Origin of the sequence: Bradyrhizobium aeschynomenes, from assembly GCF_013178945.1 — a bacterium.
Lineage (GTDB): Bacteria > Pseudomonadota > Alphaproteobacteria > Rhizobiales > Xanthobacteraceae > Bradyrhizobium > Bradyrhizobium aeschynomenes.
The window spans coordinates 196,002-220,634 of record NZ_JABFDM010000011.1; the positions used below are offsets into that span (position 1 = coordinate 196,002).

Sequence of the window (24,633 nt, forward strand, 5' to 3'; positions counted from 1 at the left end):
TGTCCTTCGACCGTTACAGCGCCTTCGACCCTAGCAGAAAATCAAGACAGTGCTACTTGATCGGTGCGCGCGGCAGCACGGTGTCGCCGATCTCCATGCGGTAGACGTGATCGAGCGAGTACCAGGGCGCGGTGACGTCCAGCTCGGTCGGATGCGGTTCGTCGTGTCGGATGAAATTGCCGAGCAGCGCCTTGGTGACTCCGAACTGGACGTCGCTGTCGATGTGCGGATCGCTGGGATCGTAGACCTGCGAGATCAAGACCTTGAAGCCTGGCTTCACGATCAGCGCATGCAGATGCGCCGGGCGATAGGGGTGACGGCCCTGGGCCTTCAGGAGACGGCCGACGACGCCGTCGGTCGGAATGGGATAGCCGACCATCATGACGGAGCGAAACCAGAAGCGGCCGTCGGCATCCGTGGTGAGCTTGCCGCGCAGGTTCATGTCGGCCTGCTCGGGATCCTGGTTCTCGTAGTAGCCGACGGGAGACGCGTGCCAGACATCGGCCTCGGCGCCGGCGACCGGCGCGCCGTTCGGATCGACCACCCGCCCCTGCACGAACAGCGCCGGCCCAGGCGTCGGCGAGCGCAGGATCGAGCCGCCGTTCTCTGTGCGCGGCGAGTTCAGCCGCCAGAACGGGCCGAGCAGCGACTGCGCCGTCTCAGTGTTGCCGCCATCGCCATTGTTCAGCAGGCAGACCAGCGGCGAGACGCCGAGCGAGCCTGCCATCAGCACGACTTCGTTGTGCGTGTCGTTGGTGCGCTGGCCGAGTTCGGCGATGATGGCCGCAGCCTCGCGGAATTCGGCTTCCGTGAGGCGCACGTCACGCACGAAGCCATGCAGGTGCTTGACCAGCGAGACCATGATCTCGCGCAGCCGCGGATTGGTGGTCTGCTCCATCACCGCCAGCACAGCGGGGGTAACGTCCTGTTCGCGGGAGATGGTCATGGCGCGGTCCCTCTGCATTCTCCGTCATTGCGAGCGAAGCGAAGCAATCCAGGGCTACACGCGTGGCTCTGGATTGCTTCGTCGCTTCGCTCCTCGCAATGACGGCGGCGTGTCAGTTGATCGTCTCGACCGCCAGCGCGACGCCCTGGCCGACGCCGACGCACATCGTGGCGAGCGCGCGCCTGCCGCCGCGGACTTCGAGGCCGTGCACCGCCGTCATCGCGATGCGCGCGCCGCTCATGCCGAGGGGATGGCCGAGCGCGATCGCGCCGCCATGCGGGTTGACGAAATCGGCGTCGTCGGCGACGCCGAGCTGGCGCAGGCAGGCGATGCCTTGCGACGCGAATGCCTCGTTCAGCTCGATCAGGTCGAAATCGGTGATCTTCAGACCAAGCCGCTCCATCAGCTTGCGCACCGCGGGCACCGGGCCGATGCCCATGATGCGCGGCGGCACGCCGGCCGAGGCGAGCCCGAGCACGCGCGCGCGCGGCGTCAGGCCATGCTTCTTCACCGCCGCTTCCGAGGCGAGGATCATCGCAGCGGCGCCGTCATTGACGCCCGAGGCATTGCCGGCGGTGACGGTGCCGGGATTGCGCACGATCGGCTTCAGCTTGGCGAGGGCCTCCAGCGTGGTCTCGGGGCGCGGGTGCTCGTCCTTGTCGACGATGATCGGTCCCGCCTTGCCGCCGGGCACGGACACCGGCGTGATCTCGGCGGCGAAATAGCCCGAGACGATCGCTTGTCCGGCGCGCTGCTGGGAGCGAATCGCGAACGCGTCCTGGTCGGCGCGCGACACCTGGAATTCCTCGGCGACGTTCTCGCCAGTCTCCGGCATCGAATCGACGCCGTACTGCTGCTTCATCAAGGGATTGATGAAACGCCAGCCGATCGTGGTGTCGAAGATCTCGGCCGAGCGCGAGAATGCTTCCGTGGCCTTGCCCTGCACGAACGGCGCGCGCGTCATGGATTCGACGCCGCCCGCGATCGCGAGATCGACCTCGCCCGCGCGGATCGCCCGGCCGGCGGCGCCGACTGCGTCGAGACCGGAGGCGCAGAGACGGTTGAGCGTCTGGCCGGGAATGGACTCGGGGAGCCCTGCGAGCAGCAGCGCCATGCGCGCGACGTTGCGGTTGTCCTCGCCGGCCTGGTTGGCGCAGCCGAAGAACACCTCGTCGACCGCGGCCCAGTCGAGATTGGGATGCTTGGCCTTCAGCGCCTTCAGCGGCGTCGCCGCGAGATCGTCGGTGCGCACCTTCGCCAGCGCGCCGCCGAAGCGCCCGATCGGGGTCCGCACCGCATCACAAATGAACACGTCTCGCATCGCTCTCTCCCGGGGGTGTTTCTGGTCAGAATTGACGGCGGTTTTAGGAGTGCGATGGGGGCAGGTCAAATGACGGGAACGCGGGGTGGCATGCGTGGAAATTGAGCGACGCGGCCATCACCCCGCGATCGGTGCGCTCCCTCTCCCCGTTCTTCACGGGGAGAGGGTCGGGGTGAGGGGCAGCGGCACGGGTGGTGCCACTTATTCTGCGTGATCATGTCACCGCATTCATGTCACCAAGAGCCGCCGTGCCCGTCCGATGGACCAGTCACCGGGCCGCGTATGTGCCATGCCCCTCACCCGGATTGCTGCGCAATCCGACCTCTCCCCGCAAAGGGCGGGGAGAGGTTGCACCGCCGCTGCCGCCAGAACTGCAAGCAAGGCGCACACTGCGTCTCCACCCTCGCCGTCATTCCGGGGCGGCGCGCGCAGCGCGGCGAGCCCGGAATCCATCGGGCAGCATCACCTGACGCACGATGGATTCCGGGTTCGTGCTGCGCACGCCCCGGAATGACACCGGTGGTCCTCTCCGGCGCGCGCGCGAGGCAAAAATTGCCATCGTGGAAAACCGGGAGATCGCCTGCAAAGCGGTAGGACCGTCCGGGCAAATTGGCTAGTTTCCGCGCCATGACGATCCAGCAGCCCATCTCCGCCCCGGTTCCGCAAGAGTTGGTGTCCTCGGCCGCGCCCGCCGAGGCGCCGGCCAAGCTCACGCCGATGATGGAGCAGTATCTCGACATCAAGGCCGCGCATCCAGGGTTGATGCTGTTCTACCGGATGGGTGACTTCTACGAGCTGTTCTTCGAGGACGCAGAGGTCGCCTCGAAGGCGCTCGGCATCGTGCTGACCAAGCGCGGCAAGCATCAGGGCGCGGACATCCCGATGTGCGGCGTGCCGGTGGAGCGCTCCGAGGACTATCTGCACCGCCTGATCGCGCAGGGCATCCGCGTCGCGGTGTGCGAGCAGATGGAGGACCCGGCGGCGGCGCGGGCGCGCGGCAACAAGAGCGTGGTCAAGCGCGGCGTGGTGCGCGTGGTGACGCCGGGCACGCTCACCGAAGACAATCTGCTCGACGCGCGCGCCAACAACTATCTGCTGTCGATCGCTCGCAGCCGCGGCTCGTCCGGCGGCGACCGGCTCGGCCTCGCCTGGATCGACATCTCCACCTCGGACTTCATCGTCACCGAATGCGCCTTCGCCGAGCTGACGGCGACGCTCGCGCGCATCAATCCGAACGAAGTCATCGTCTCCGATGCGCTGTATTCGGACGAGGCCTTCGAGCCGGTGCTGCGCGAGCTCGCCGCGGTGACGCCGCTGACCCGCGACGTGTTCGACGGCGCGACCGCCGAACGGCGGCTGTGCGATTATTTCGCCGTGGCCACCATGGACGGGCTTGCCGTGCTGTCGCGGCTCGAAGCGACCGCGGCGGCCGCCTGCGTCACCTATGTCGAGCGCACGCAGGTCGGCCAGCGCCCGCCGCTGGCCCCGCCGGCGCGCGAGGCGACCGGCAGCACCATGGCGATCGATCCGGCGACGCGCGCCAATCTCGAATTGACGCGCACGCTCGCCGGCGAGCGCCGGGGCTCGCTGCTCGACGCGATCGACTGCACGGTGACCTCGGCCGGCTCGCGCCTGCTGGCCCAGCGCCTCGCTGCACCGCTGACGGAGCCGGCGCAGATCGGTCGCCGGCTCGATGCGGTGAACGTGTTCGTCGCCGACAGCGCCGCGCGCGACGACATCCGCTCGATCCTGCGCGGTGCGCCCGACATGACCCGCGCGATGGCGCGGCTGTCGGTCGGCCGCGGCGGACCGCGCGATCTCGCCGCGTTGCGCGACGGCATCCTCGCTGCCGACCAAGCACTGGCGCGGCTTAGCGCGCTCGATCAGCCGCCGCAGGAGATCGCCGCGGTGATGGCCGCGCTAGCGCGGCCGGCGCGCGCACTCGCGGAGGAGTTTGCCCGCGCGCTCGACGAGCAGCTGCCGCTGATCAAGCGCGACGGCGGCTTCGTCCGGTCCGGCTATGACGCGACGCTCGACGAGACGCGCAATCTGCGCGACGCCTCGCGCCTCGTCGTCGCCTCGATGCAGGCGCGCTATGCCGACCAGACCGGAGTGAAAGCGCTGAAGATCCGGCACAACAACGTGCTCGGCTATTTCGTCGAGGTCACCGCGCAGCACGGCGACAAGCTGATGTCGGCCCCGCTGAACGCGACCTTCATCCATCGCCAGACGCTGGCGGGCCAAGTGCGTTTCACCACCTCCGAGCTCGGCGAGATCGAGGCCAAGATTGCGAATGCCGGCGAACGCGCGCTCAATCTCGAGCTCGAGATCTTCGACCGTCTCTGCGCGCAGGCGCTCGCGATCGGCGACGATCTGCGCGCGGCCGCGCATGGCTTTGCGATGCTCGATGTCGCGACCGCGCTCGCCAAGCTCGCGGTCGACGACAACTACGTCCGCCCCGAGGTTGACGGCTCGCTCGGCTTCGCGATCGAGGGCGGCCGCCATCCGGTCGTGGAGCAATCGCTGAGGCGCGAGGGCCAACCGTTCATCGCGAACTCCTGCGATTTGTCGCCGACTCCGGGGCACAAGAGCGGGCAGCTGTGGCTGCTGACCGGTCCGAACATGGCGGGTAAGTCGACCTTCCTGCGCCAGAACGCGCTGATTGCCTTGCTGGCGCAGATCGGCAGCTTCGTGCCGGCGAGCCGCGCCCGCATCGGCATCGTCGACAGGCTGTTCTCGCGCGTCGGCGCCGCCGACGATCTGGCGCGCGGACGCTCGACCTTCATGGTCGAGATGGTCGAGACCGCGGCGATCCTCAACCAGGCCGGCGAGCGCGCGCTGGTCATTCTCGACGAGATCGGCAGGGGCACCGCGACCTTCGACGGCCTGTCGATCGCCTGGGCGGCGATCGAGCATCTGCACGAGAGCAACCGCTGCCGCACGCTGTTCGCGACGCACTATCACGAGCTCACCGCGCTCGCCGCCAAGCTGCCGCGGCTGTTCAACGCCACGGTGCGCGTCAAGGAATGGCAGGGCGACGTCGTGTTCCTGCACGAAGTGCTGCCCGGCTCCGCCGACCGCTCCTACGGCATCCAGGTCGCGAAGCTCGCAGGGCTTCCGCCGGCGGTGATCAGCCGCGCGAAGTCGGTGCTGGCGAAACTGGAGGCCGCCGACCGCGGCCAGAACGCGCGCGCGTTGGTGGACGACCTCCCGCTGTTCGCGGTGCCGTCGCGCGCGGCCGCTGAGCCGGTGATGTCGAAGGAAACGGAAGAGCTGATCGCCGCGGTGACGGCGCTGCATCCGGACGAGATGACGCCGCGCGAAGCGCTGGATGCGCTGTATCGGCTGAAGGCAAAGCTGCCGGTCAAATAGTCGCTGTCATTCCGGGGCGCGCGCAGCGCGAACCCGGAATCCATCTCTCGCCGGCACATGCTGCCCAATGGATTCCGGGCTCGCGCTTCGCGCGCCCCGGAATGACAGCGGTGGTGGGGAAGCAACTCGGCCCACACTCTCCGTCATTGCGAGGCGCCCTTGCGCCGAAGCAATCCAGAGTCCCACCCGAGCCCCTGGATTGCTTAGCTGCGCTCGCAATGACGTGGAGAGAGCTAGCGGGCTACGGCCGCCTTCCTCCGCCCCAGCCACCACAGGCCGAGATTCCAGCCGACGCAGGTGGCCAGCGCTCCACTGAGGCCCGCCACTGCCCCGAGATGCAGGCTGCCGAGGTGCAGCACGATGACCGCGAGCGAGAAGCCGATCAGGCCCCAGGCGCCGTTGGCCATCACCGCGGCGGTTGCGGGGCCGCCGATGCGCGGCTGCAGGATCAGCATCATCGAGGTGAAGACGATCGGGAAGAGCGCGAGAATGCCGGACACGCTGGGGCCGGCCCAGCCTGAGACTGAGGTGACCGTGGCGACGAGCGTTGCGACGAGGGACGCGCGCAAGGGGACGTCGTACCAACGCCGCGTGATCAGTGGCATTTTGGCATGTCGATAGCGCTGCAAGAGTGGCAGACAGATCGCGAAGGTGATGATGTTGGCCACGATGCCCATCGTCAGCGTCCACTGCACGCTCTTGATCAGCGACGCGAGCCCCAGCCACACGGCGACGGCGGTTGCGCTCGCCACCCACACGCTGTGGCGCTGCGCCAGCACGGCATAGGCGAGGCTCAGGAAGATCGTCGCGGCATTGATCGGCAGGCTGGTCAGGGCGCCCTCTGCGATGAAAGCCGCGTCATGATCGAGCGCCAGGAACACATAGGTCGGCCCCGCCGAGATCGGCAAGGTCGCGACCAGCGCGCCGATGACAGGTCCGGTGCGCTCGGCGATCATCGAGGCCGATACGACGAACGACGCCGCGATCGCCATGCGCAGGCCGAGGACGAGCAGGAAGGAGGGATCGAGGGACATCAGCTCATGCGGCAGCAGCGGCGGGCTCCCTGTCCCGCTTGGGAGCAGAGCGACGGCATATGGCGATCAATGTTTTGCGCTCGTCAGTCTCCAGATCGTCATGGCCGGGCTTGTCCCGGCCATCCACATCGTTCTGCATCCTGGGAGCGACGTGGATGCCCGGGACAAACCCGGGCATGACGGAGTAACTCACCAACGAGGTCGCTCGGCGCGATTGCGCCGGCTTCATACGCGCTGTGGCAGGTTACGCCACCCGCTTCAAACTGACCGACACCTTCGGACCGTTCTTGATGGTCTGATAGACCACGCAATAGCGCTCGGTGAGCTTGAGCAGGAGGTCGAGCTTGTCCTGCGGGGCGTCGGTGTCGACCTCGAAGCGCAGGCGGATTTCCTGGAAGCCGACCGGGGCCTCCTTGTCGACGCCGAGCGTGCCGCGGAAATCGAGATCGCCTTCGGCCAGCACCAGACCGCTCTTCAGCGGCACCTCGACGGCGGTCGCGACTGACTTGAGAGTCACGCCGGCGCAGGCCACCAGCGCTTCCAGCAGCATGTCGCCGGAGCACAGCTCCAGGCCGGAGCCGCCGGTGGCGGGATGCAGGCCGGCGACCGCCAGCGCGCGGCCGGTCTCCAGCTTGCAGGTCAGGCCGTCGCCGCCGACCTCGCCCTTGGCCTTCAGCGTGATCACCGCGGCGGAAGGGTCAGCCTTGTAGCGTTCCTTGATCGGCGCCTGCATGGCGCGCAGCTCGGCAGCATCCATTGTCGTTCTCTCCCGGAGTCATTTCAGGAGAGATGTACCGGGCGAGCGCTCAGATGTCACCACCACAGCCCGCCGCCGGGCTCACGCCTGCCCTGCGTATCCGGCACCGTCCGATCGAGCGACCTGTCGAGCGCCGTCAGCACGTGGCGCTTGAACTGCTCGAACAACGGCGCGTTGCGGTCGCGCGGCCGCGACAGGTTGATGGTGATCTCCTCGAACAGCCGGCCGGGATGCGGCCGCATCACCAGCACGCGGTCGGCCAGCACCACCGCCTCCTCGACGTCGTGCGTGACCAGTACCAGCGTCGGACGGGTATCGGCCCAGAGGTCGAGCAGATGGTCCTGCAGGTCCTTGCGGGTGAAGGCGTCGAGCGCGGAGAACGGCTCGTCGAGCAAGAGCACCTCCGGCTGCGCCACCAGCGCGCGGGCAATCGCCACGCGCTGCGCCTGGCCGCCGGAGAGTTCGCGCGGCCAGACCTTGGCCTTGTCGGCCAGGCCGACGCGCGCCAACGCGCACGCCACGCGCTCGCGGCGTTCGTCGGTTGGCAGCTCGGACAGGCCGAAGCCGATATTGTCGGCGACGGTCAGCCAGGGCAGCAGGCGCGGCTCCTGGAAGATGATGCCGACCTTGGCGTGCGGCGCCGAGATCGCCTCGCCGTCGAGCGTCACGGTCCCGGCGCTGGCGCGGTCGAGCCCGGCGATGGCGCGCAGCAATGTCGACTTGCCGCAGCCGGAGCCGCCGATGATGGCGATGATCTCGCCGAGCTGAATCTCCGACGAGAACCGCTCCAGCGCATGAACGCCGTTCGGATAGACCTTGCTGACGGAGGCAAGCTGCAGCATCAGGCGGCTCCGCTCTGGCGCGCAAAGCTGTCCTGCCAGCGCAGCAGCGGCGCGGTCGCGATCTCCAGCAGCCAGTCGGTCGCCTTGCCGATGATCGCGAAGATCACGATGGCGGCGACGATCTGCGCCGGCTTGCCGAGCTGCTGGCCGTCGATCAGGAGGTAGCCGAGGCCTTCCGAGGCGCCCATGAACTCGGCGGCGACGACGAACATCCAGCCGAGCCCTAAGCCAACGCGCAGCGCTACGACATAGGCCGGTAGCACGGCGGGCAGGAGGATACGGCGGATCATGGCCGGGCCGGACAGGCGGAAGACGCGGCCGACCTCGACGATCTTGCGGTCGACCGACAGGATCGCGCCGGTCACGCCGAGATAGACCGGGAAAAACACGCCGACCGCGATCAGCGCCACCTTCGAGGTCTCGAAGATGCCGAGCCAGAGGATGAACAGCGGCACCCAGGCGATCGAGGGGATCGCGCGCAGTGCCTGGATGGTGGGATCGACCAGGCGGCGAGCAAAACCCCAATAGCCGCAGATGCCGCCCAGGAGTGTGCCGGCGGCGACGCCGAAGCCGAAGCCGATGCCGACGCGGGAGAGCGTCGTGACGATGTGGCGGGTCAGCTCGCCGGAGCGGGCGAGGTCCGCGATGGTGGTAAAGACTTTCGACGGCGGCGGCACGAGGCGGCCGTTCGACCAGCCGGCCCGGACGGCGAACTCCCAGGCCAGCGCGAGGGACAACGGCAACAGTAGCCCGAGCAGCGGCCGCGCCAAGCGTGTGAGCCGCGGTTGGCTGGCGGTCTGCGGTGTGGCGACGGCGGGCGCCTGCAATTCGACGGTCATGGTCATAGTGAGAACAGTGTCTCTCGCGGGAATGCAAGGCGTGGTGATGGGGGATGTCGCTTACGGCGGTGAGCGCGCGTCTGTCAGATTTGAGCCGACGGCGGCTCCCCAAATTCGATGTCGTCCCGGCCTTGAGCCGGGACCCATACTCCGCGGCGGTGGTGGGAAGGCGAGATGCCGCTCCAGCGTGCCTCAAACACCTTCACGGAGTATGGGTCCCGGATCGGCGCCCGCCAACGCTGTCGCGTTGGCGAGCTTGTCCGGGACGACGCCGGTTTTTTATCGCGCTACCGGTCTCTGTCGCGCTCACGTTGGGGGCAAGCCCGAGCGTAGGCTGCCCTAGTTCGTCGGCAGCGGCACCTGGTCGTCGATCAGGGCGTCCAGGGTCGCCTTCACGTCGACTTTGGCGTCGACGACGCCGGCCTGCTGCAAAGCGAGGCCCGCGGCCAGGATCGACTCGCGCTGGGGCGCGCCGATGCGGCTGTGGGTCAGCTCGGTGCGCTCCTTGAGCTGCTTGTCGACGACGGTCTCCGGCAGCTTGGTCACCGCGATGAACGTCTTCTTCAGGTCGTCGTAATTGGCGAGCGTGTCCTTGCGGGCGACCTCATACGTTGCCAGCACGCGGCGGACGATCTCTGGATTGTCCTTCAAGAACTGCTCGCGGACATTGAGGATGCCCCAGGTGTTGGCGTCGGCCTTGCGGTAGAACAGTCTGGCGCCCTCCTCGACCTCGGCCTGCGCCATCATCGGGTCGAGCCCGGCCCAGGCGTCAACATCGCCGCGGATCAGGGCGGCCTTGCCGTCGGCATGCTGCAGCAGCACCGGGGTGATGTCCTTGTCGGTCAGCCCGGCCCCGAGCAGCGCGCGCACCAGAAAGATGTGCGGATCGGTGCCCCGCGTCACCGCGACGCGCTTGCCCTTGAGGTCGGCAACCGAGGCGATCTTGGAGTCCTTGCCCGTCACCAGCGCCGTCCATTCGGGGCGGGAATAGACATAGATCGACTTGATCGGATTGCCGTTGATCTTGGCGACCAGCGCGGCAGAGCCGGCGGTCGAGCCGAAATCGAGCGAGCCGGCATTGAGGAACTCGAGCGCCTTGTTGGAGCCGGCCGACTGCACCCAGGTGATGCTGATGCCGTCCCTGGCGAACTCCTTCTCCAGCAGGCCCTTCTGCTTCAGGACCATCGATACTGGATTGTAGGTCGCCCAGTCGATCCGGATTTCCTTGGGCTGCTCCGCGGCTGCCGCAATGCCGCATCCCAGTAGAAACACGGCCGCGAGCCCGGCCAGTCCCCGCCTCGTCCATCCACCCATCGTCAACCTCCTCAAGCCTAAAAACATTGGTGTTGTTTCAAGGTGTTATGCCAGGGCTCAACGAGAATTGTTTTTCCTTTGCAGGCCGCGCCGAAGCACGATCATCATCCACGCCGAACCGGTGACAGCATGGATCGATTGCTGCATTGGAAGTTTCGTGACAGCACGGGCCTTGTTCGATATCCGGTTGCATCCATGGACAGCGTCGCCACAGATTCCAAAGCCTTCACGTCAGACGATTTCGACAGCGCCGGCATCGCGGCCGCCGTTGATGCGCTGGCCAAGCAGCACTCCGGCCGCGAGGACATGTTCCGCGCCGCCGTGGTGCAGTTCCTGAAAGCGGAGCTGGTCAAGGCGCGCGCCGCAGCCCAGGCCGAATTATTGAAGGACCGGCATGGCCGGCGCTGCGCCGAGCGGCTGTGCTTCGTGCAGGACGAGATCATCCGCATCCTCTATGCGGCGGCGACCGAGCATCTCTACCGCTCGGACGTGCCGAGCGGCGCCGAGCGCATGGCCGTCGTCGCCACCGGCGGCTATGGCCGCGGCCTGATGGCGCCGGAGTCCGACATCGATCTGCTGTTCATCCTGCCCTACAAGCAGACCGCCTGGGGCGAGCAGGTCGCCGAGGCCATCCTGTATTCGCTGTGGGACATGGGGCTGAAGGTCGGCCATGCCACCCGCTCGGTGGATGAATCGATCCGCCAGGCGCGCGGCGACATGACCATCCGCACCGCGATCCTGGAGACACGCTATCTCGCCGGCAACCGGCCGCTCTACGATGAGCTGGTGCAGCGCTTCGACAGCGAGGTGGTGCAGGGCACCGCGGCTGAATTCGTCGCCGCCAAGCTCGCCGAGCGCGAGGAGCGGCATCGCCGCGGCGGCCAGTCGCGCTATCTGGTCGAGCCCAACGTCAAGGACGGCAAGGGCGGCCTGCGCGACCTGCACACGCTGTTCTGGATCGCCAAATACGTCTACCGCGTGCGCGAGACCGCCGAGCTGGTCGAGCGCGGCGTGTTCGACGCGCACGAGTACCGCACCTTCCGCCGCTGTTCGGACTTCCTGTGGTCGGTGCGCTGCAACCTGCATTTCGTCAGCGGCCGTCCCGAGGAGCGGCTGTCGTTCGACCTGCAGCGCGAGATCGCGGTCCGGCTCGGCTACACCAGCCATCCGGGCATGCAGGACGTCGAGCGCTTCATGAAGCACTACTTCCTGGTCGCCAAGCAGGTCGGCAATCTCACCGCGATCCTGTGCGCCAAGCTGGAGGACCAGCAGGCCAAGGCGGCGCCGGTGCTGAGCCGGATGATCTCGCGCCTGACCACGGGCTCGACCTGGCGCCGCGTGCCGGAGAGCGACGACTTCATCGTCGACAACAACCGCATCAACCTCGCCGCGCCCGACGTCTTCAAGCACGATCCGGTCAACCTGATCCGCATCTTCCGCCTCGCGCAGAAGAACAACCTCGCCTTCCACCCCGATGCGATGCGGGCAGTGACGCGCTCGCTGAACCTGATCAACACCGAGCTGCGCGACGATCCCGAGGCCAACCGGCTGTTCGTGGAGATCCTGACCTCCAACGACGCCGAGACCGTGCTGCGGCGGATGAACGAGACCGGCGTGCTCGGCCACTTCATCAGCGCCTTCGGCCGCATCGTCTCGATGATGCAGTTCAACATGTATCATCACTACACGGTCGACGAGCACCTGATCCGCTGCATCGGCTTCCTGCAGGAGATCGAGCGCGGCGGCATCGACGAGTTCACGCTGGCCTCCGACCTGATGCGCAAGATCAGGCCGGAGCACCGCGCCGTCATCTACATCACCGTGCTGCTGCACGACGTCGCCAAGGGCCGCCCAGAGGATCATTCGGTCGCCGGCGCCAAGATCGCGCGCCGGCTATGCCCGCGGCTCGGCTTCAACAATGCCGACACCGAGCTGATCGCCTGGCTGATCGAGGAGCATTTGACGATGTCGACGGTGGCGCAGTCGCGCGACCTGTCGGATCGCAAGACGATCGAGAACTTCGCCGCCGTGGTGCAATCGGTCGAGCAGATGAAGCTGCTGACCATCCTGACCACCGCCGACATCCGCGGCGTCGGCCCGGGTGTCTGGAACGGCTGGAAGGCGCAGCTGCTGCGCACGCTGTACTACGAGACCGAGCCGGTGCTGACCGGCGGCTTCTCCGAGGTCAACCGCGCCAAGCGCATCACCGCGGCGCAGGCCGAATTCCGCAACGCCTTCACCGACTGGCCTGACGACGAGCTCAATACCTATATCGGCCGGCACTATCCGGCCTACTGGCTCAAGGTCGAGCTGCCGCGCAAGATCCGCCATGCCCGCTTCGTGCGATCGAGCGAGGACGCCGGCCACAAGCTCGCGATCAATGTCGGCTTCGATCCGGCGCGCGGCGTCACCGAGCTCACCATCTTCGCCATGGACCATCCCTGGCTGCTGTCGATCATCGCCGGTGCCTGTGCGTCGGCCGGCGCCAACATCGTCGACGCCCAGATCTACACCACCACCGATGGCCGAGCGCTCGACACCATCGCGATATCAAGGGAATATGAGCGCGACGAGGACGAGGGCCGACGCGCGACGCGGATCGGCGAGACCATCGAGCAGGTGCTGGAGGGCAAGCTGCGGCTGCCGGACGCCGTGGCGCGGCGCACGACCAGGGGCAAGCAGCACAAGGCGTTCTCGGTCGAGCCGGAGGTCTCCATCAACAATCAATGGTCCGAGCTCTACACCGTCATCGAGGTCTCCGGCCTCGACCGCCCCGGCCTGCTGTATGAGCTGACGACGGCGATCTCGAAGCTGAACCTGAACATCGCCTCGGCCCATGTCGCCACCTTCGGCGAGCGCGCCCGCGACGTGTTCTACGTCACCGACCTCTTGGGCGCGCAGATCAACGCGCCGACCCGGCAGGCGGCGATCAAGAGCGCGCTGCTGCATTTGTTGGCGGGCGAAGACACGGCGGCGCAGCCGGCGGCGTGAGGGGATGTCGAGCGGCATTCAGCCGCTCGGAGATGATCGAGGGACCGGCACCGCCGCTGGTCCCTGCAGGCTTGGGGGAGCCGAACCATGGGACTGATTGCAAACATTGTCGTCGGGCTGATCGGCCTGCTGCACGTCTACATTCTCGTGCTCGAGATGTTTCTCTGGACCAAGCCGGCGGGCTTGAGAGCCTTCAACAACACGCCGGAGCGCGCCGAGGCCACCAAGGTGCTCGGCGCCAATCAGGGCCTGTATAACGGCTTCCTTGCCGCCGGTCTGTTCTGGGGCCTGACGCAGCCGACACCAGCGTTCGGCTTCCAGATCAAGGTGTTCTTCCTGCTCTGCGTGCTGGTCGCGGGGCTCTATGGCGCGGCGACCGCGAGCCGCAAGATCCTGTTCATCCAGAGCGTGCCTGCCACGATCGGCCTCATCCTGGTCTGGCTCGCAGGCTGAGGCGGGCCGCATCTCAATAACCGGTGTCGTCCCGGACAAGCCGTGACGCGCATCCGCGCGTCGCGGCGCCGATCCGGGACCCATAACCCCGGTCAGCGTTCGAGGCACGATCGCCACTCCGAGTCCTCGCCTCACGACCGCCTGTGGCTATGGATCCCGGCTCGGCGCCCAGCCGTCGCTGCGCGACGCCAGGGCTGGGCCGGGACGACACCGGGGTTGTTCAGCCGGCTGGGCCCGCAACAGCGCGTCTCGGCGGAACAGCCGCACCTGCCCCCTCCCCTCGCCTTGCGCTGGCCATCCCGTTCCTCCACACTCCCGCCCAGCGATGGCGCCCCTCGGGCAGACCAGCCGCATAACAATCAGGAGGAACGATAGACCCCATGCGACAGGGAATTTTCCGTTTTGCCGGTGCGGCCGCGTTGGCCGTCACCCTCTCCGCCACGTCAGCCCAGGCCCAGAAGAAGTACGATCCCGGCGCGTCCGATACCGAGATCAAGATCGGCCAGACCGTGCCGTTCTCGGGCCCCGCCTCGGCCTATGCCTCGATCGGCAAGACCCAGGCCGCCTATTTCAACATGATCAACGAGCAGGGCGGCATCAACGGCCGCAAGATCAAACTCATCCAGTATGACGACGCCTATTCGCCGCCGAAGGCCGTCGAGCAGGTGCGCAAGCTGGTCGAGGACGACGAGGTGCTGCTGACGTTCCAGATCATCGGCACGCCGTCCAACGCCGCCGTCCAGAAATATCTCAACGCCAAGAAGGTCCCGCAGCTGTTCGCGGCCACCGGGGCGACCAAGTTCACCGATCCGAAGAACTTCCCCTGGACCATGGGATACAATCCCAACTACTTCACCGAGGGGCGCATCTACGGCCAGTACATTCTGAAGGAGCATCCGAGCGCCAAGATCGGCGTGCTCTACCAGAATGACGACCTCGGCAAGGACTATCTCAACGGCATCAAGGCCGGCCTCGGCGACAAGGCCTCGATGATCGTCGCCGAAGCGTCTTACGAGGTCTCCGATCCGACCATCGATTCCCAGCTGCTCAAGATCAAGTCGGCCGGCGCCGACCTCTTGTTCTCGGCCGCGACGCCGAAGCAGGCCGCGCAGGCGATCAAGAAGCTGCACGAGCTCGACTGGCACCCCGTGCACATCGTCGACATCAATGCGACGTCGGTCGGCGCCGTGCTTCAACCCGCCGGGCTGGAGGCGTCCAAGGGCGTGATCTCGGTCAATTACGGCAAGGACCCGCTCGACCCGCAGTGGAAGGACGATCCGGGCATGAAGCGCTATTTCGCGTTCATGGCCAAGTACTATCCGGACGGCGACAAGAACTCGAACTTCAATACCTATGGCTACGGCAATGCCGAACTGCTGGTGACCATCCTGCGGATGTGCGGCGACAACCTCACCCGCGAGAACGTCATGAAGCAGGCGGCGTCGCTCAAGGACGTGGTCGGCGACCTGTCGCTGCCGGGCATGAAGATCAACACCTCGCCGACCGACTACCGCGTCAACAAGCAGCTGCAGATGATGAAGTTCAACGGCGAGCGCTGGGAGCTGTTCGGCCCGATCCTGGAGGACAAGGGCGCAGCGGGTTAGCACCGTCCCTCGTCATTCCGGGGCAGCCCGACAGGGCTGACCCCGGACGCCATCTCACCACCGAATGTGAGGCCAAATGGATTCCGGGCTCGCGCCGCGCCCGCCACGGAATGACGGTCTCACCGGTAAAGGGCTGCGCAACCGCGCAGCCCTTTTGCGTTGCGACACAGCTTGCGCCGGTTGGTCGCTCCAAGAAGCGTTGCCTTGTCGACTTGCTTCCTCCACACTCACGTGCAGCGATGGCGAGATAACAACCAACAAAGATCATCGCAGACATCACGGGAGGGAGGACTTCATGAGAACGTCACTGCTCGGTCTCGTCGGCGCCAAAACGCGCGCCATCGCACTCACTGCATCGCTTGCCTTCGTGCTTTCCACATCCGCCCACGCCCAGAAGAAATACGACACCGGTGCCACCGACACCGAGATCAAGATCGGCCAGACCGTGCCGTTCTCCGGTCCCGCCTCTGCCTATGCCGGCATCGGCAAGACCCAGGCGGCGTACCTGCGCATGATCAACGAGAAGGGCGGCATCAACGGACGCAAGCTCAATCTGATCCAGTATGACGACGCCTATTCGCCGCCCAAGGCGGTCGAGCAGGTGCGTAAGCTGGTGGAAGGCGACGAGGTGTTGTTCACATTCCAGATCATCGGCACGCCGTCGAACGCCGCCGTGCAGAAATATCTCAACGCCAAGAAGGTGCCGCAGTTGCTGGCCTCGACCGGCGCATCGCGCTTCACCGATCCGCAGAACTTCCCCTGGACCATCGCCTACAATCCGAACTACCAGTCGGAGGGGCGGATCTACGCCAAATACATCCTTGCCAACCATCCCAATGCCAAGATCGGCATCCTCTACCAGAACGACGATCTCGGCCGCGACTACATCGCCGGGCTCAGAAGCGGTCTCGGCGCCAAGGCCGACACGATGATCGTCTCGGAAGCGTCCTACGAGCTGTCCGACCCGACGGTGGACTCGCAGATCGTCAAGCTGAAAGCATCCGGCGCCGATCTGCTCTACAACGCCTCGACGCCGAAATTCGCGGCGCAGGCGATCAAGAAACTCGCCGACCTCGCCTGGAAGCCGGTGCACATCCTCGACATCAATGCGAGCCCCGTGTCGGCGACCTTGAAGCCGGCCGGGCTCGACATCTCCAAGGACATCATCAGCACGAACTACGGCAAGGATCCGGCCGATCCGCAGTGGAAGGACGATCCGGGCGTGAAGGCCTATTTCGAGTTCATGGACAAGTACTATCCGGAAGGCGACAAGCTCAACACCGTCAATACCTACGGCTATTCGACGGCGGAGTTGCTGGTGCAGATCCTGCGCCAATGCGGCGACGATCTCACGCGGGAAAACGTCATGCGCCAGGCCGCCAACATCAAGGGCTTCGTCCCGAGCCTCGCGCTGCCCGGCCTCTCGATCAACACCTCGCCGACCGACTTCCGCATCAACAAGCAGATGCAGATGATGCGCTTCAACGGCGAGCGGTGGGAATTGTTCGGGCCGATCATCGAGGACACGGGGGCGGCTGGGTAGGCCACTCTGCTTCCGCATCCACACTGTCATGCCCCGCGCAGGCGGGGCATCCAGTACGCCGCAGCCTCTCGGGTGATCACAACCGCCTCTGGAATACTGGGTCACCCGCCTTCGCAGGTGACGACACCTGTTGCGATAGCAATTGCCATCGCCTCGCACGGGCGTATCAGTCGCTGCTGAGACTCGTCAGATCCCGCTGTTTAACGACCCGGTCGATCAGTCCCCATTCCAGCGCCTCGTCCGCCGTCATGAAGTGGTCGCGATCGAGCGTGCGCTCGACATCTTCATAGTTGCGCCCGCAATGCTCGGCATAGAGCCGGATCATGCGGCGCTTGGTCTGCTCCATCTCCCTGGCGTGGATCATGATGTCGGACGCCTGGCCCTGAAAGCCGCCGAGCGGCTGGTGGACGTGGAGACTGGCATTGGGTAGCGCCGTGCGCTCGCCCGGCTCGCCGGCCATCAGCAGGAACGAGCCCATCGACCGCGCCGTCCCCATGCACAGCGTGTGTACCGGCGCCTTGACGAACTGCATCGTGTCGTACATCGCGAGCCCGCTGGTGACCACGCCGCCGGGCGAATTGATGTAGAGGTGGATCGGCCGCTTCGGGTTCTCCGCTTCGAGAAACAAGAGCTGCGCGCAGACCAGAGCGGAGACCGTATCGTTGACCTCGCCGTTGAGGAACACGATCCGCTCGCGCAACAGCCGCGAATAGATGTCGAAGGACCGCTCTCCCCGGCTGGATTGCTCGATGACCATGGGGACGAGTTGCATCGTGTCGCGCATGCGCGAGCTCCCGTTCAGTGAGTTGGCGATGGAGTGAAGCGTCAGGCCGCGCGCATCAGGTTGCGCGCATTGCTGTTCGCCGCCGGCGGCATCCGCCGGAGCAGCGTCGTGGCGGGCAGCCCGTGGATGATCCTGAGACGCGTGCCGCCGTCCGCATTCGGCATGACCTGGAACGTCACGATGCTCTCGAGATACGGCGGCTCGTCGTCGCGCATCCGGTAACGGACCTCTTCGCCCGATGTCGACGAGATCGGCGCGGCATCGGCGAGATCGCCTGACGGCAGCCAGACTTCGCGCAGCACGGGACTGCTGATCGCGCGCCAGACCTTCTCCGGCGGTGCGTCGAGATCATAGTCGAGAACGAGTTCGTCGCCCTGCGGATCGGCCTTGGTCTCGGTCATTGGTCCATGTCCTTCAGCAAGGTTTTCAGCGCATCGACGCGTGATGGCCAGTAGGCGCGATACTTCGTCAGCCAGTGCGCGATCAGCGCCAGGCCATCGGGATCGACCTCGTAGTTGACAAAGCGGCCCTGCCGCTGTTCGCGCACCAGACCGGCGTTGCGAAGCACAGCCAGGTGCTGCGACATTGCCGGCTGGCTGATCGTCATGCCCTCGCGCAGCGCGCTGGCATTCATGCTGCCGGCGGCGAGCTTCTCGAAGATCACGTAGCGCGTCGGATCGGCCAGGGCTTTGAAGATGTCATTCTCGATCATGGCAAGACATAAGCATAGACTTATGTGATGCGCAAGCGGCTACGATTGCCTTTGTCTGCCGCTCTCTCCCCGGGAGCACCGCTGCGCTCCCTCCCCCCTTGTGGGGGAGGGTTGGGGAGGGGGGTACTCCGGGCGACCGTCTTCGTGGCTACCCCCCTCCCTAGCCCTCCCCCACAAGGGGGGAGGGAACGCACCGTTTGCGCGGCGTGTGCCCGTGTCCCAACTAACAGGAGAAGAAGCAGCGCCATCACACCTGCGGCACCTCGCCAAAGTTCTTCCCGATCGGCAGCACCGCGTGCCTTATCAGCCGTGAATCCTCCACCGCCGCCTGCCTATGCTTCACCGCCTCGCGGTAGACCGGATCGCGGATCATCTCGACGAAGGCCTGCACGCTCGGATATTCCGCGATGAAGCAATGGTCCCAGCGTTCCTCCTGCGGGCCGATCAGCATCAGCTCGAAGCGGCCCTGCCAGACGATGCGGCCGCCGAGGCGCTCGAACACCGGGCCGCTTTCGCGGCCATAGGCAGCATAGGCTTCGGCGCCGCTGACCTTGCGGCCGTCCGGATAGGCGGCTTCCTTGCGCAGCCGCACCAGGTTCAGCATGTGGATCGGCCCCGGCCGATCGTTGTCGCGAAACTGCGCGAACACCTCCTTGGTGGGATCGATATGGCCCATCGGCTTCCTCGCCTCTCGTTGTTAACCTTGGCTTAACCATAACGCGGCGTTGACGGCGCGAAACTCCTAATCGCGCGTTAAGCTCTTCCTAACCGCCCCTTAAACTCCGGACATTACCGTGGATGGACGGCGGGGTCGCGGGCTCGGGTTGCGTATGGCGCGGGGACGGAAACAGGGCGGCGGCGGACGCAAGGAGCCGCGATTCGGCCTTGCGGCGGCGATGGCCGATCTGCGCCTCGACCCCAAGGACCGCATTCCAGCCAGCGCGGACGCCCCGAAGAAATCCGCTGCGAAGAAGAAGCCGGTGGAGCCGGATGACGACGAGCCGGTGCGCGAGCCGAAGGCCCGCTCGGCCAAGGCTGCGCCGGCTAGGCCGAAGGCGAGCGGCGGCAAATCGCGCTGGGGTGTCTCGATCGGGCGTCTGGCGTATTGGAGCGTCGTCTGCGGCTTGTGGGGCGTGATCGCGCTGATCGGCGTCGTGATCTGGGCGGGCGCGCATCTGCCGCCGATCCAGTCGCTGGAAATCCCGAAGCGCCCGCCGACCATCGAGATCGTGGGCTATGACGGCACCATGCTGGCGCAGCGCGGCGAGATGGCCGGCGCCAATGTCGCGCTGAAGGACCTGCCGCCCTATCTGCCGAAGGCGTTCATCGCCATCGAGGACCGCCGCTTCTACCAGCACTTCGGCATCGATCCGATCGGCATCGCCCGCGCGGTCGTTGCCAACATCCTGCATCGCGGCGTGTCGCAGGGCGGCTCCACCCTGACGCAGCAGCTCGCCAAGAACCTGTTCCTGACCCAGGAGCGCACGCTCGCCCGCAAGCTGCAGGAGGCGGAACTGGCGCTGTGGCTCGAGCGCAAATATTCCAAGCGCGAGATCCTGGAGCTGTATCTCAACCGCGTCTATTTCGGTTCCGGCGCCTATGGCGTCGAGGCTGCGGCGCAGCGCTATTTCGGCAAGTCGGCGCGGCAGGTGACGGTCGGCGAGGCCGCGATGTTGGCAGGCCTCGTCAAGTCGCCGTCGCGACTGGCGCCGAACCGCAATCCGGAGGGGGCCGCCAAGCGTGCCCAGACGGTGCTCGCGGCCATGGCCGAGGCCAGGTTCATCACGGAGGCCCAGGCGCAGGCCCAGATCGCACATCCCTCCGTCGCGGTGAAGCCCGCCGGCGCCGGCACCGTCAACTACGTCGCCGACTGGATCGGCGAGGTGCTCGACGATCTCGTCGGCCAGGTCGAAGAGTCGATCGTGGTGGAGACGACGATCGATCCGAAGCTGCAGAGCGTGGCGGAGGCCGCCATCATCGACGAGCTCGCGGCCAAGAGCGTGAAGTTCAACGTCAGCCAGGGCGCGCTGGTGGCGATGACCCCCGACGGGGCGGTGCGCGCCATGGTCGGCGGGCGGAACTACTCAGACAGCCAGTTCAACCGCGCCGTGACTGCGAGGCGCCAGCCCGGCTCGGCGTTCAAACCGTTCGTCTATCTGACTGCGATCGAGCAGGGCCTGACTCCTGATACGATCAGGCAGGACGCGCCGCTCGACCTCAAGGGCTGGCGGCCGGAGAACTACACGCGCGAATATTTCGGCCCGGTGACCTTGACCCAGGCGCTGGCGATGTCGCTCAACACGGTCGCTGTCAGGGTCGGTCTCGAGGTCGGGCCGAAAAACGTGGTGCGCACCGCGCACCGCCTGGGCATCGCGTCCAAGCTCGATCCGAACCCGTCGATCGCGCTCGGCACCTCCGAGGTGTCGATGATCGAGCTGGTCGGCGCCTATGCCCCCTTCTCCAATGGCGGGTTGAGCGTGTCGCCGCACGTGGTGACGCGGATCAGGACGCTCGACGGCAAGCTGCTCTACATGCGCCAGAACGAGCAGCCGGCGCAGGTGATCGAGCCGCGCAACGCGGCGATGATGAACCAGATGATGCAGGAGACGCTGATCTCGGGCACCGCCAAGAAGGCGGAGATCCCCGGCTGGATCGCCGCCGGCAAGACCGGCACCAGCCAGGATTTCCGCGACGCCTGGTTCATCGGCTACACGGCGCATCTCGTCACCGGTGTCTGGCTCGGCAATGACGACAACTCGCCGACCAAAAAGGCCACCGGCGGCGGCCTGCCGGTCGAGGTCTGGACCCGGTTCATGCGAGCAGCGCATCAGGGCGTACCCGTCGCGTCGCTGCCGAACGCACAGGGCTCGGGCCTGGTCCCGACCCTGGCGCAGATCGCCTCGCAGATTACCGCGCCGACCGCCCCTGCCCCCAATGCCGCCTATGCACCGCGAACGGCGGCGCCGAGCCCGGCCCGCAGCAATGTGCGCCCGGAGCCTGCCGCGGGGCTCGACGGCTGGCTGGTGGATCGCCTGTTTGGCGGGCAGCGGTGAGCTGAGTTGAGGTGGGGTGCCAACGCCACACCCGCTGTCATTCCGGCGCAAGGCCGCCGGCCTTGAACCCGGGATCACGAGGCAGGCGCGACGGCTCGGCCCGACGCCGCCGACCTCACGTCCGCGGCGGATGATGGAGCTTGGCTGATCAGCTCGCGGCGGCAGCAACTCGGGCCGGCGCGGCCGTAGCCGAACCAGTCGCCTGCGCGAGCGCCCGTCCGACCTGCCGCAACATCAGGCTCGCCCGGTGGGCGCTGTAGTCCAGAAGCCAGCGGCTGAAGGCGCTGGCGGCCATCGGGCGCGCGAACAGGAAGCCCTGCATCGCGTCGCAGCCGAGTTCGGCGAGCAGCTTGCGCTGCGGCTCGGTTTCGACGCCCTCGGCGACGACGGCGACGTCGAGGCTCTGGCCGACCCGCACCACAGCGGTCACGATCGCCCGGGTGCCGCTGTCGTTTTCGAAATCGCGCATGAAGCTGCGGTCGATCTTGAGCTCGTCGATCGGCAACTGCGCCAGCCGGCTGAGGCTGGAATAGCCGGTGCCGAAATCGTCGAGCGACAGTCCGACGCCCATGTTGCGCAGCTCGTTCATGGTGGCGATGACGGTGGCGCGCTCGTTGAGGATCACGCCTTCGGTGATCTCCAGCATCAGCATCTTTGCCGGCAGATCGTTGGCGGCCAGGATCTGCGCCACCATCGCCGCCAGGTTGACGTTCTGGAAGTTGATCGGCGACAGGTTCACCGAAATGCAGGGGATGTCGAGACCGGCGCGGCGCCACGACGCCATCTGCTGGCAGGCCGTCTTGATCGACCACACGCCGATCTGCTCGATCAGGCCGCATTCCTCCGCGAGCGGGATGAACTTGGCGGGCGAGACCTCGCCCAGCACCGGATCGTGCCAGCGTGCCAGCGCCTCCACGCCGTGGATCGCGCCGTCGCGGGTACGGATCTGCGGCTGATAGTGCAGCGTCAGGGCCTCGCTGGCGATCGCCTCGCGCAGCGCGGTCGAATGCATCAGCCGCTCCTCGGCAAGCTTGTCGATATCGGCGCTGAAGAAGCGATAGGTGGCGCGACCGCCGCGTTTGGCCTTGTACATCGCCTGATCGGCCTGCTTGATCAGGGTCTCGATGTCCTTGGCATTGTCAGGATAGAGGCTGAGCCCCATGCTCGCCGACATCGGCACCTGCCGCTTGCCGATCGTGAGCGGCATCGCCAGCGCAGCCGTGATCCGCGCCGCCGCCAGCGATGCCTCGAGGGGATCGCGGTTCTGGAGCACGATGACGAACTCGTCGCCGCCGAGGCGGCCCAGCATGTCGCCGGGGCGGATCTGCGCCCGCAGCCGGTTGGCAAAGCCCACCAGGAACTCGTCGCCGGCGGCATGGCCCAGCGTGTCGTTGACGTCCTTGAAATTGTCGGCGTCGAGAAACGCGACCGCGAGATGGCTGCCCTCCGGGCAGGCCTTGATCGCCTCGGCAATCATCGAGGGGATCCGGGCACGGTTGGGCAGGCCCGTCAGCATGTCGTGATAGGCAACCTGCGAGATCGTCGAGCGGACCTCCTGGCGCTCGATGGCGAGCGAGCCCAGCTGGACGCAGGCCTGCACGATCTGCTCGTGCCAGGGGCTTGGACCGCGGCATTCCCGGAAATAGAACGCGAAGGTGCCGATGACGCGGCCATCCTTGCCCTGGATCGGCGTCGACCAGCAGGCACGCAGGCCGGCACCGAGCGGGCCGGCCTTGTAGGGCTGCCAGCGCGGGTCGGTGTCGATGTCACGCGCCAGCACCGGCTGACACAGATAGGCGGCGGTGCCGCAGGAGCCGACCTCGGGGCCGATCGCAACGCCGTCGAGACTGGCGGAATAGGCCGGCGGCAGGCTGGGGCCGCCGAGCGGATGCACGCGGCCGTCGGAATCGACATGCAGGATCGAGCAGACCACATCAGGGGCGAGCTTCTCGACCTGGCGGCACAGCTCGTCGGCGATGGTGGTGATCGACACGTCGGACGCCAGCGACGACATGATCAGCTGCTGCAGCGAGCGGAGCTGCTTGGTCTCGCGGATATCGCTGAGCAGGCCGACCAGATATTTGACCTTGCCCTGACGGTTCCGGTGCGCCTTGACATGGGCCGTCGTCCAGATTTCGTGGCCGGCCTTGTCGTAGATGAGCAGGTCTTCCTCGACGCCCTGTTCGTCGAGAATGCACTGCTTCAGGCGCTCGACGATCGCAGGGTCGGTGCAAGGGCCGACCAGGAGCTTTTCGACCTCCTGCCCCAGCGCCTCCTCGGCGGAATAGCCGAAGATGCTGGCGAAGGCGGCGTTGGTGTAGAGGATATTCAGATTGTGATCGGCCACGACCACGGCGCGGTTGCTGCGGTCGGCCACCGACGACATCAGCGCGTCGCGTTCGCGCAATCGGACCTCGGTGGTGACATCACGCATCAGCAGCAGCGCGCGCGCCGGCGCGAGATCGGACGAGAGGTCGTAACGGTGCAGCTGGATGCGGCTGCGGGAGCCGTCCGGATGGCGGATCGTCAGCTCGCAGGCGAAATCCGGCTCGTCGTGTGCGCCCCGGATCTCCGCCGCTGCATCGCCCGTCGCGTCATCCGGCGGCGGTGTGGGCATGACCTGCTCGGGCAAGCCGAGATCCGTGGGCTCAGCACCGACCAGGCTGGCGAGGTCGCGCCGCAGCAGCGCGGCGGCGGCCTTGTTGGCACGGTGGACACGGCCGCGCATGTCGAGAAAGAGAATCGCTTCGGAGACACGATCGAGCGCGGCCGAGAGCAGTGGCGCAGACGCGGCCGGTTGGAACTCGCTTGCAAGCATCGTTCGATTCAAGGCGCACTGCACGTTTCGAGAGAAACGATCAGCGCTGGGTTGCAGCGAACGACCCGGCTGCTGCTGGGACGTCACCTTGGGGGTTGATCAAGGTCGAATCTGGCGACGTCGTCGTTACAGCCACGTTAAAGCGCGGCCGAATCGGGCGATATCCTCCGGTTGCAAGCGAGGAGGCTTAAGAAATCGATAGCTCGCGGACTGCTTCTGCAATGATCGCGGAACTCAGAACAATGGCCCG

At 66.5% G+C, this 24,633-nt stretch carries 18 protein-coding genes; 6 read left to right on the forward strand and 12 right to left on the reverse strand.

All coding sequences use genetic code 11. The features are described 5' to 3' along the window. Nucleotides 1–52 precede the first annotated feature (52 nt). Both HL666_RS27225 and pcaF read right to left on the reverse strand, forming a co-directional pair. Nucleotides 53–946 (reverse strand): dioxygenase family protein, encoded by an 894-nt coding sequence (locus tag HL666_RS27225; protein ID WP_172184566.1) that lies wholly within the window; start codon nucleotides 944–946, stop codon nucleotides 53–55. A 112-nt stretch (nucleotides 947–1,058) separates the two neighbouring features. Next, complete coding sequence (gene pcaF, locus HL666_RS27230) at nucleotides 1,059–2,267, reverse strand: 3-oxoadipyl-CoA thiolase (protein ID WP_172184568.1); 1,209 nt, start codon at nucleotides 2,265–2,267, stop codon at nucleotides 1,059–1,061. Between the two features lie 627 nt (nucleotides 2,268–2,894). Between pcaF and mutS the strand changes: the two genes are divergently transcribed. Beyond that, nucleotides 2,895–5,639 carry a DNA mismatch repair protein MutS gene (mutS, locus tag HL666_RS27235; protein ID WP_172184570.1) on the forward strand — a complete coding sequence of 915 codons (2,745 nt, stop codon included), beginning with the start codon at nucleotides 2,895–2,897 and terminating at the stop codon, nucleotides 5,637–5,639. Between the two features lie 233 nt (nucleotides 5,640–5,872). Here mutS and HL666_RS27240 read toward each other — a convergent pair whose 3' ends face one another. The 5 genes from HL666_RS27240 to HL666_RS27260 all read right to left on the reverse strand — a co-directional run bounded on the left by HL666_RS27240 (nucleotide 5,873) and on the right by HL666_RS27260 (nucleotide 10,425). Further along, entirely contained in the window at nucleotides 5,873–6,673 is an 801-nt protein-coding gene (locus tag HL666_RS27240) for a hypothetical protein (RefSeq protein WP_172184572.1), read from the reverse strand. Between the two features lie 244 nt (nucleotides 6,674–6,917). Continuing rightward, nucleotides 6,918–7,430: an OsmC family protein gene (locus HL666_RS27245; RefSeq protein ID WP_172184574.1), complete on the reverse strand. Its 513-nt coding sequence runs from the start codon at nucleotides 7,428–7,430 to the stop codon at nucleotides 6,918–6,920. A 56-nt stretch (nucleotides 7,431–7,486) separates the two neighbouring features. Next, on the reverse strand, nucleotides 7,487–8,272 hold the full coding sequence (locus HL666_RS27250) for an ABC transporter ATP-binding protein (RefSeq protein WP_172184576.1): 786 nt from the start codon (nucleotides 8,270–8,272) through the stop codon (nucleotides 7,487–7,489). Then, nucleotides 8,272–9,117, reverse strand: a complete 846-nt coding sequence (locus HL666_RS27255; RefSeq protein WP_172115116.1) for an ABC transporter permease — start codon at nucleotides 9,115–9,117, stop codon at nucleotides 8,272–8,274. The genes HL666_RS27250 and HL666_RS27255 overlap by 1 nt, the downstream gene beginning before the upstream one ends. A gap of 333 nt (nucleotides 9,118–9,450) precedes the next feature. Next, nucleotides 9,451–10,425, reverse strand: coding sequence for an aliphatic sulfonate ABC transporter substrate-binding protein (locus tag HL666_RS27260; protein WP_172184578.1), 975 nt, complete (start codon nucleotides 10,423–10,425; stop codon nucleotides 9,451–9,453). A gap of 195 nt (nucleotides 10,426–10,620) precedes the next feature. On the opposite strand from HL666_RS27260, the gene HL666_RS27265 reads away from it, so the two are divergent. The 4 genes from HL666_RS27265 to HL666_RS27280 all read left to right on the forward strand — a co-directional run bounded on the left by HL666_RS27265 (nucleotide 10,621) and on the right by HL666_RS27280 (nucleotide 17,016). Continuing rightward, a complete protein-coding gene (locus HL666_RS27265) occupies nucleotides 10,621–13,416 on the forward strand; it encodes a [protein-PII] uridylyltransferase (RefSeq protein WP_172184580.1) in 2,796 nt (931 codons plus the stop codon). 87 nt (nucleotides 13,417–13,503) lie between these two features. Then, nucleotides 13,504–13,869 carry a DUF1304 domain-containing protein gene (locus tag HL666_RS27270; protein ID WP_172184582.1) on the forward strand — a complete coding sequence of 122 codons (366 nt, stop codon included), beginning with the start codon at nucleotides 13,504–13,506 and terminating at the stop codon, nucleotides 13,867–13,869. Between the two features lie 380 nt (nucleotides 13,870–14,249). Continuing rightward, on the forward strand, nucleotides 14,250–15,473 hold the full coding sequence (locus tag HL666_RS27275) for an ABC transporter substrate-binding protein (RefSeq protein WP_172184584.1): 1,224 nt from the start codon (nucleotides 14,250–14,252) through the stop codon (nucleotides 15,471–15,473). Nucleotides 15,474–15,768: 295 nt separating this feature from the next. Then, nucleotides 15,769–17,016, forward strand: coding sequence for an ABC transporter substrate-binding protein (locus tag HL666_RS27280; RefSeq protein ID WP_172184586.1), 1,248 nt, complete (start codon nucleotides 15,769–15,771; stop codon nucleotides 17,014–17,016). Between the two features lie 166 nt (nucleotides 17,017–17,182). Here HL666_RS27280 and HL666_RS27285 read toward each other — a convergent pair whose 3' ends face one another. The 4 genes from HL666_RS27285 to HL666_RS27300 form a co-directional block, all read right to left on the reverse strand. Continuing rightward, the gene (locus tag HL666_RS27285) at nucleotides 17,183–17,800 is read right to left on the reverse strand and encodes an ATP-dependent Clp protease proteolytic subunit (protein WP_172115128.1); all 618 of its coding nucleotides are present in this window, start codon (nucleotides 17,798–17,800) and stop codon (nucleotides 17,183–17,185) included. Between the two features lie 41 nt (nucleotides 17,801–17,841). Then, nucleotides 17,842–18,201 (reverse strand): SRPBCC family protein, encoded by a 360-nt coding sequence (locus HL666_RS27290; protein WP_172115130.1) that lies wholly within the window; start codon nucleotides 18,199–18,201, stop codon nucleotides 17,842–17,844. Continuing rightward, a complete protein-coding gene (locus HL666_RS27295; RefSeq protein WP_172184588.1) occupies nucleotides 18,198–18,512 on the reverse strand; it encodes an ArsR/SmtB family transcription factor in 315 nt (104 codons plus the stop codon). The genes HL666_RS27290 and HL666_RS27295 overlap by 4 nt, the downstream gene beginning before the upstream one ends. Nucleotides 18,513–18,759: 247 nt before the next feature. Then, nucleotides 18,760–19,188 (reverse strand): DUF1330 domain-containing protein, encoded by a 429-nt coding sequence (locus HL666_RS27300; RefSeq protein ID WP_172115134.1) that lies wholly within the window; start codon nucleotides 19,186–19,188, stop codon nucleotides 18,760–18,762. Nucleotides 19,189–19,342: 154 nt separating this feature from the next. On the opposite strand from HL666_RS27300, the gene HL666_RS27305 reads away from it, so the two are divergent. Beyond that, a complete protein-coding gene (locus HL666_RS27305; protein ID WP_172184590.1) occupies nucleotides 19,343–21,565 on the forward strand; it encodes a transglycosylase domain-containing protein in 2,223 nt (740 codons plus the stop codon). 148 nt (nucleotides 21,566–21,713) lie between these two features. On the opposite strand, the gene HL666_RS27310 is transcribed toward HL666_RS27305, so the two are convergent. Next, nucleotides 21,714–24,383, reverse strand: a complete 2,670-nt coding sequence (locus HL666_RS27310; RefSeq protein WP_172134678.1) for an EAL domain-containing protein — start codon at nucleotides 24,381–24,383, stop codon at nucleotides 21,714–21,716. Nucleotides 24,384–24,633: the final 250 nt, after the last annotated feature.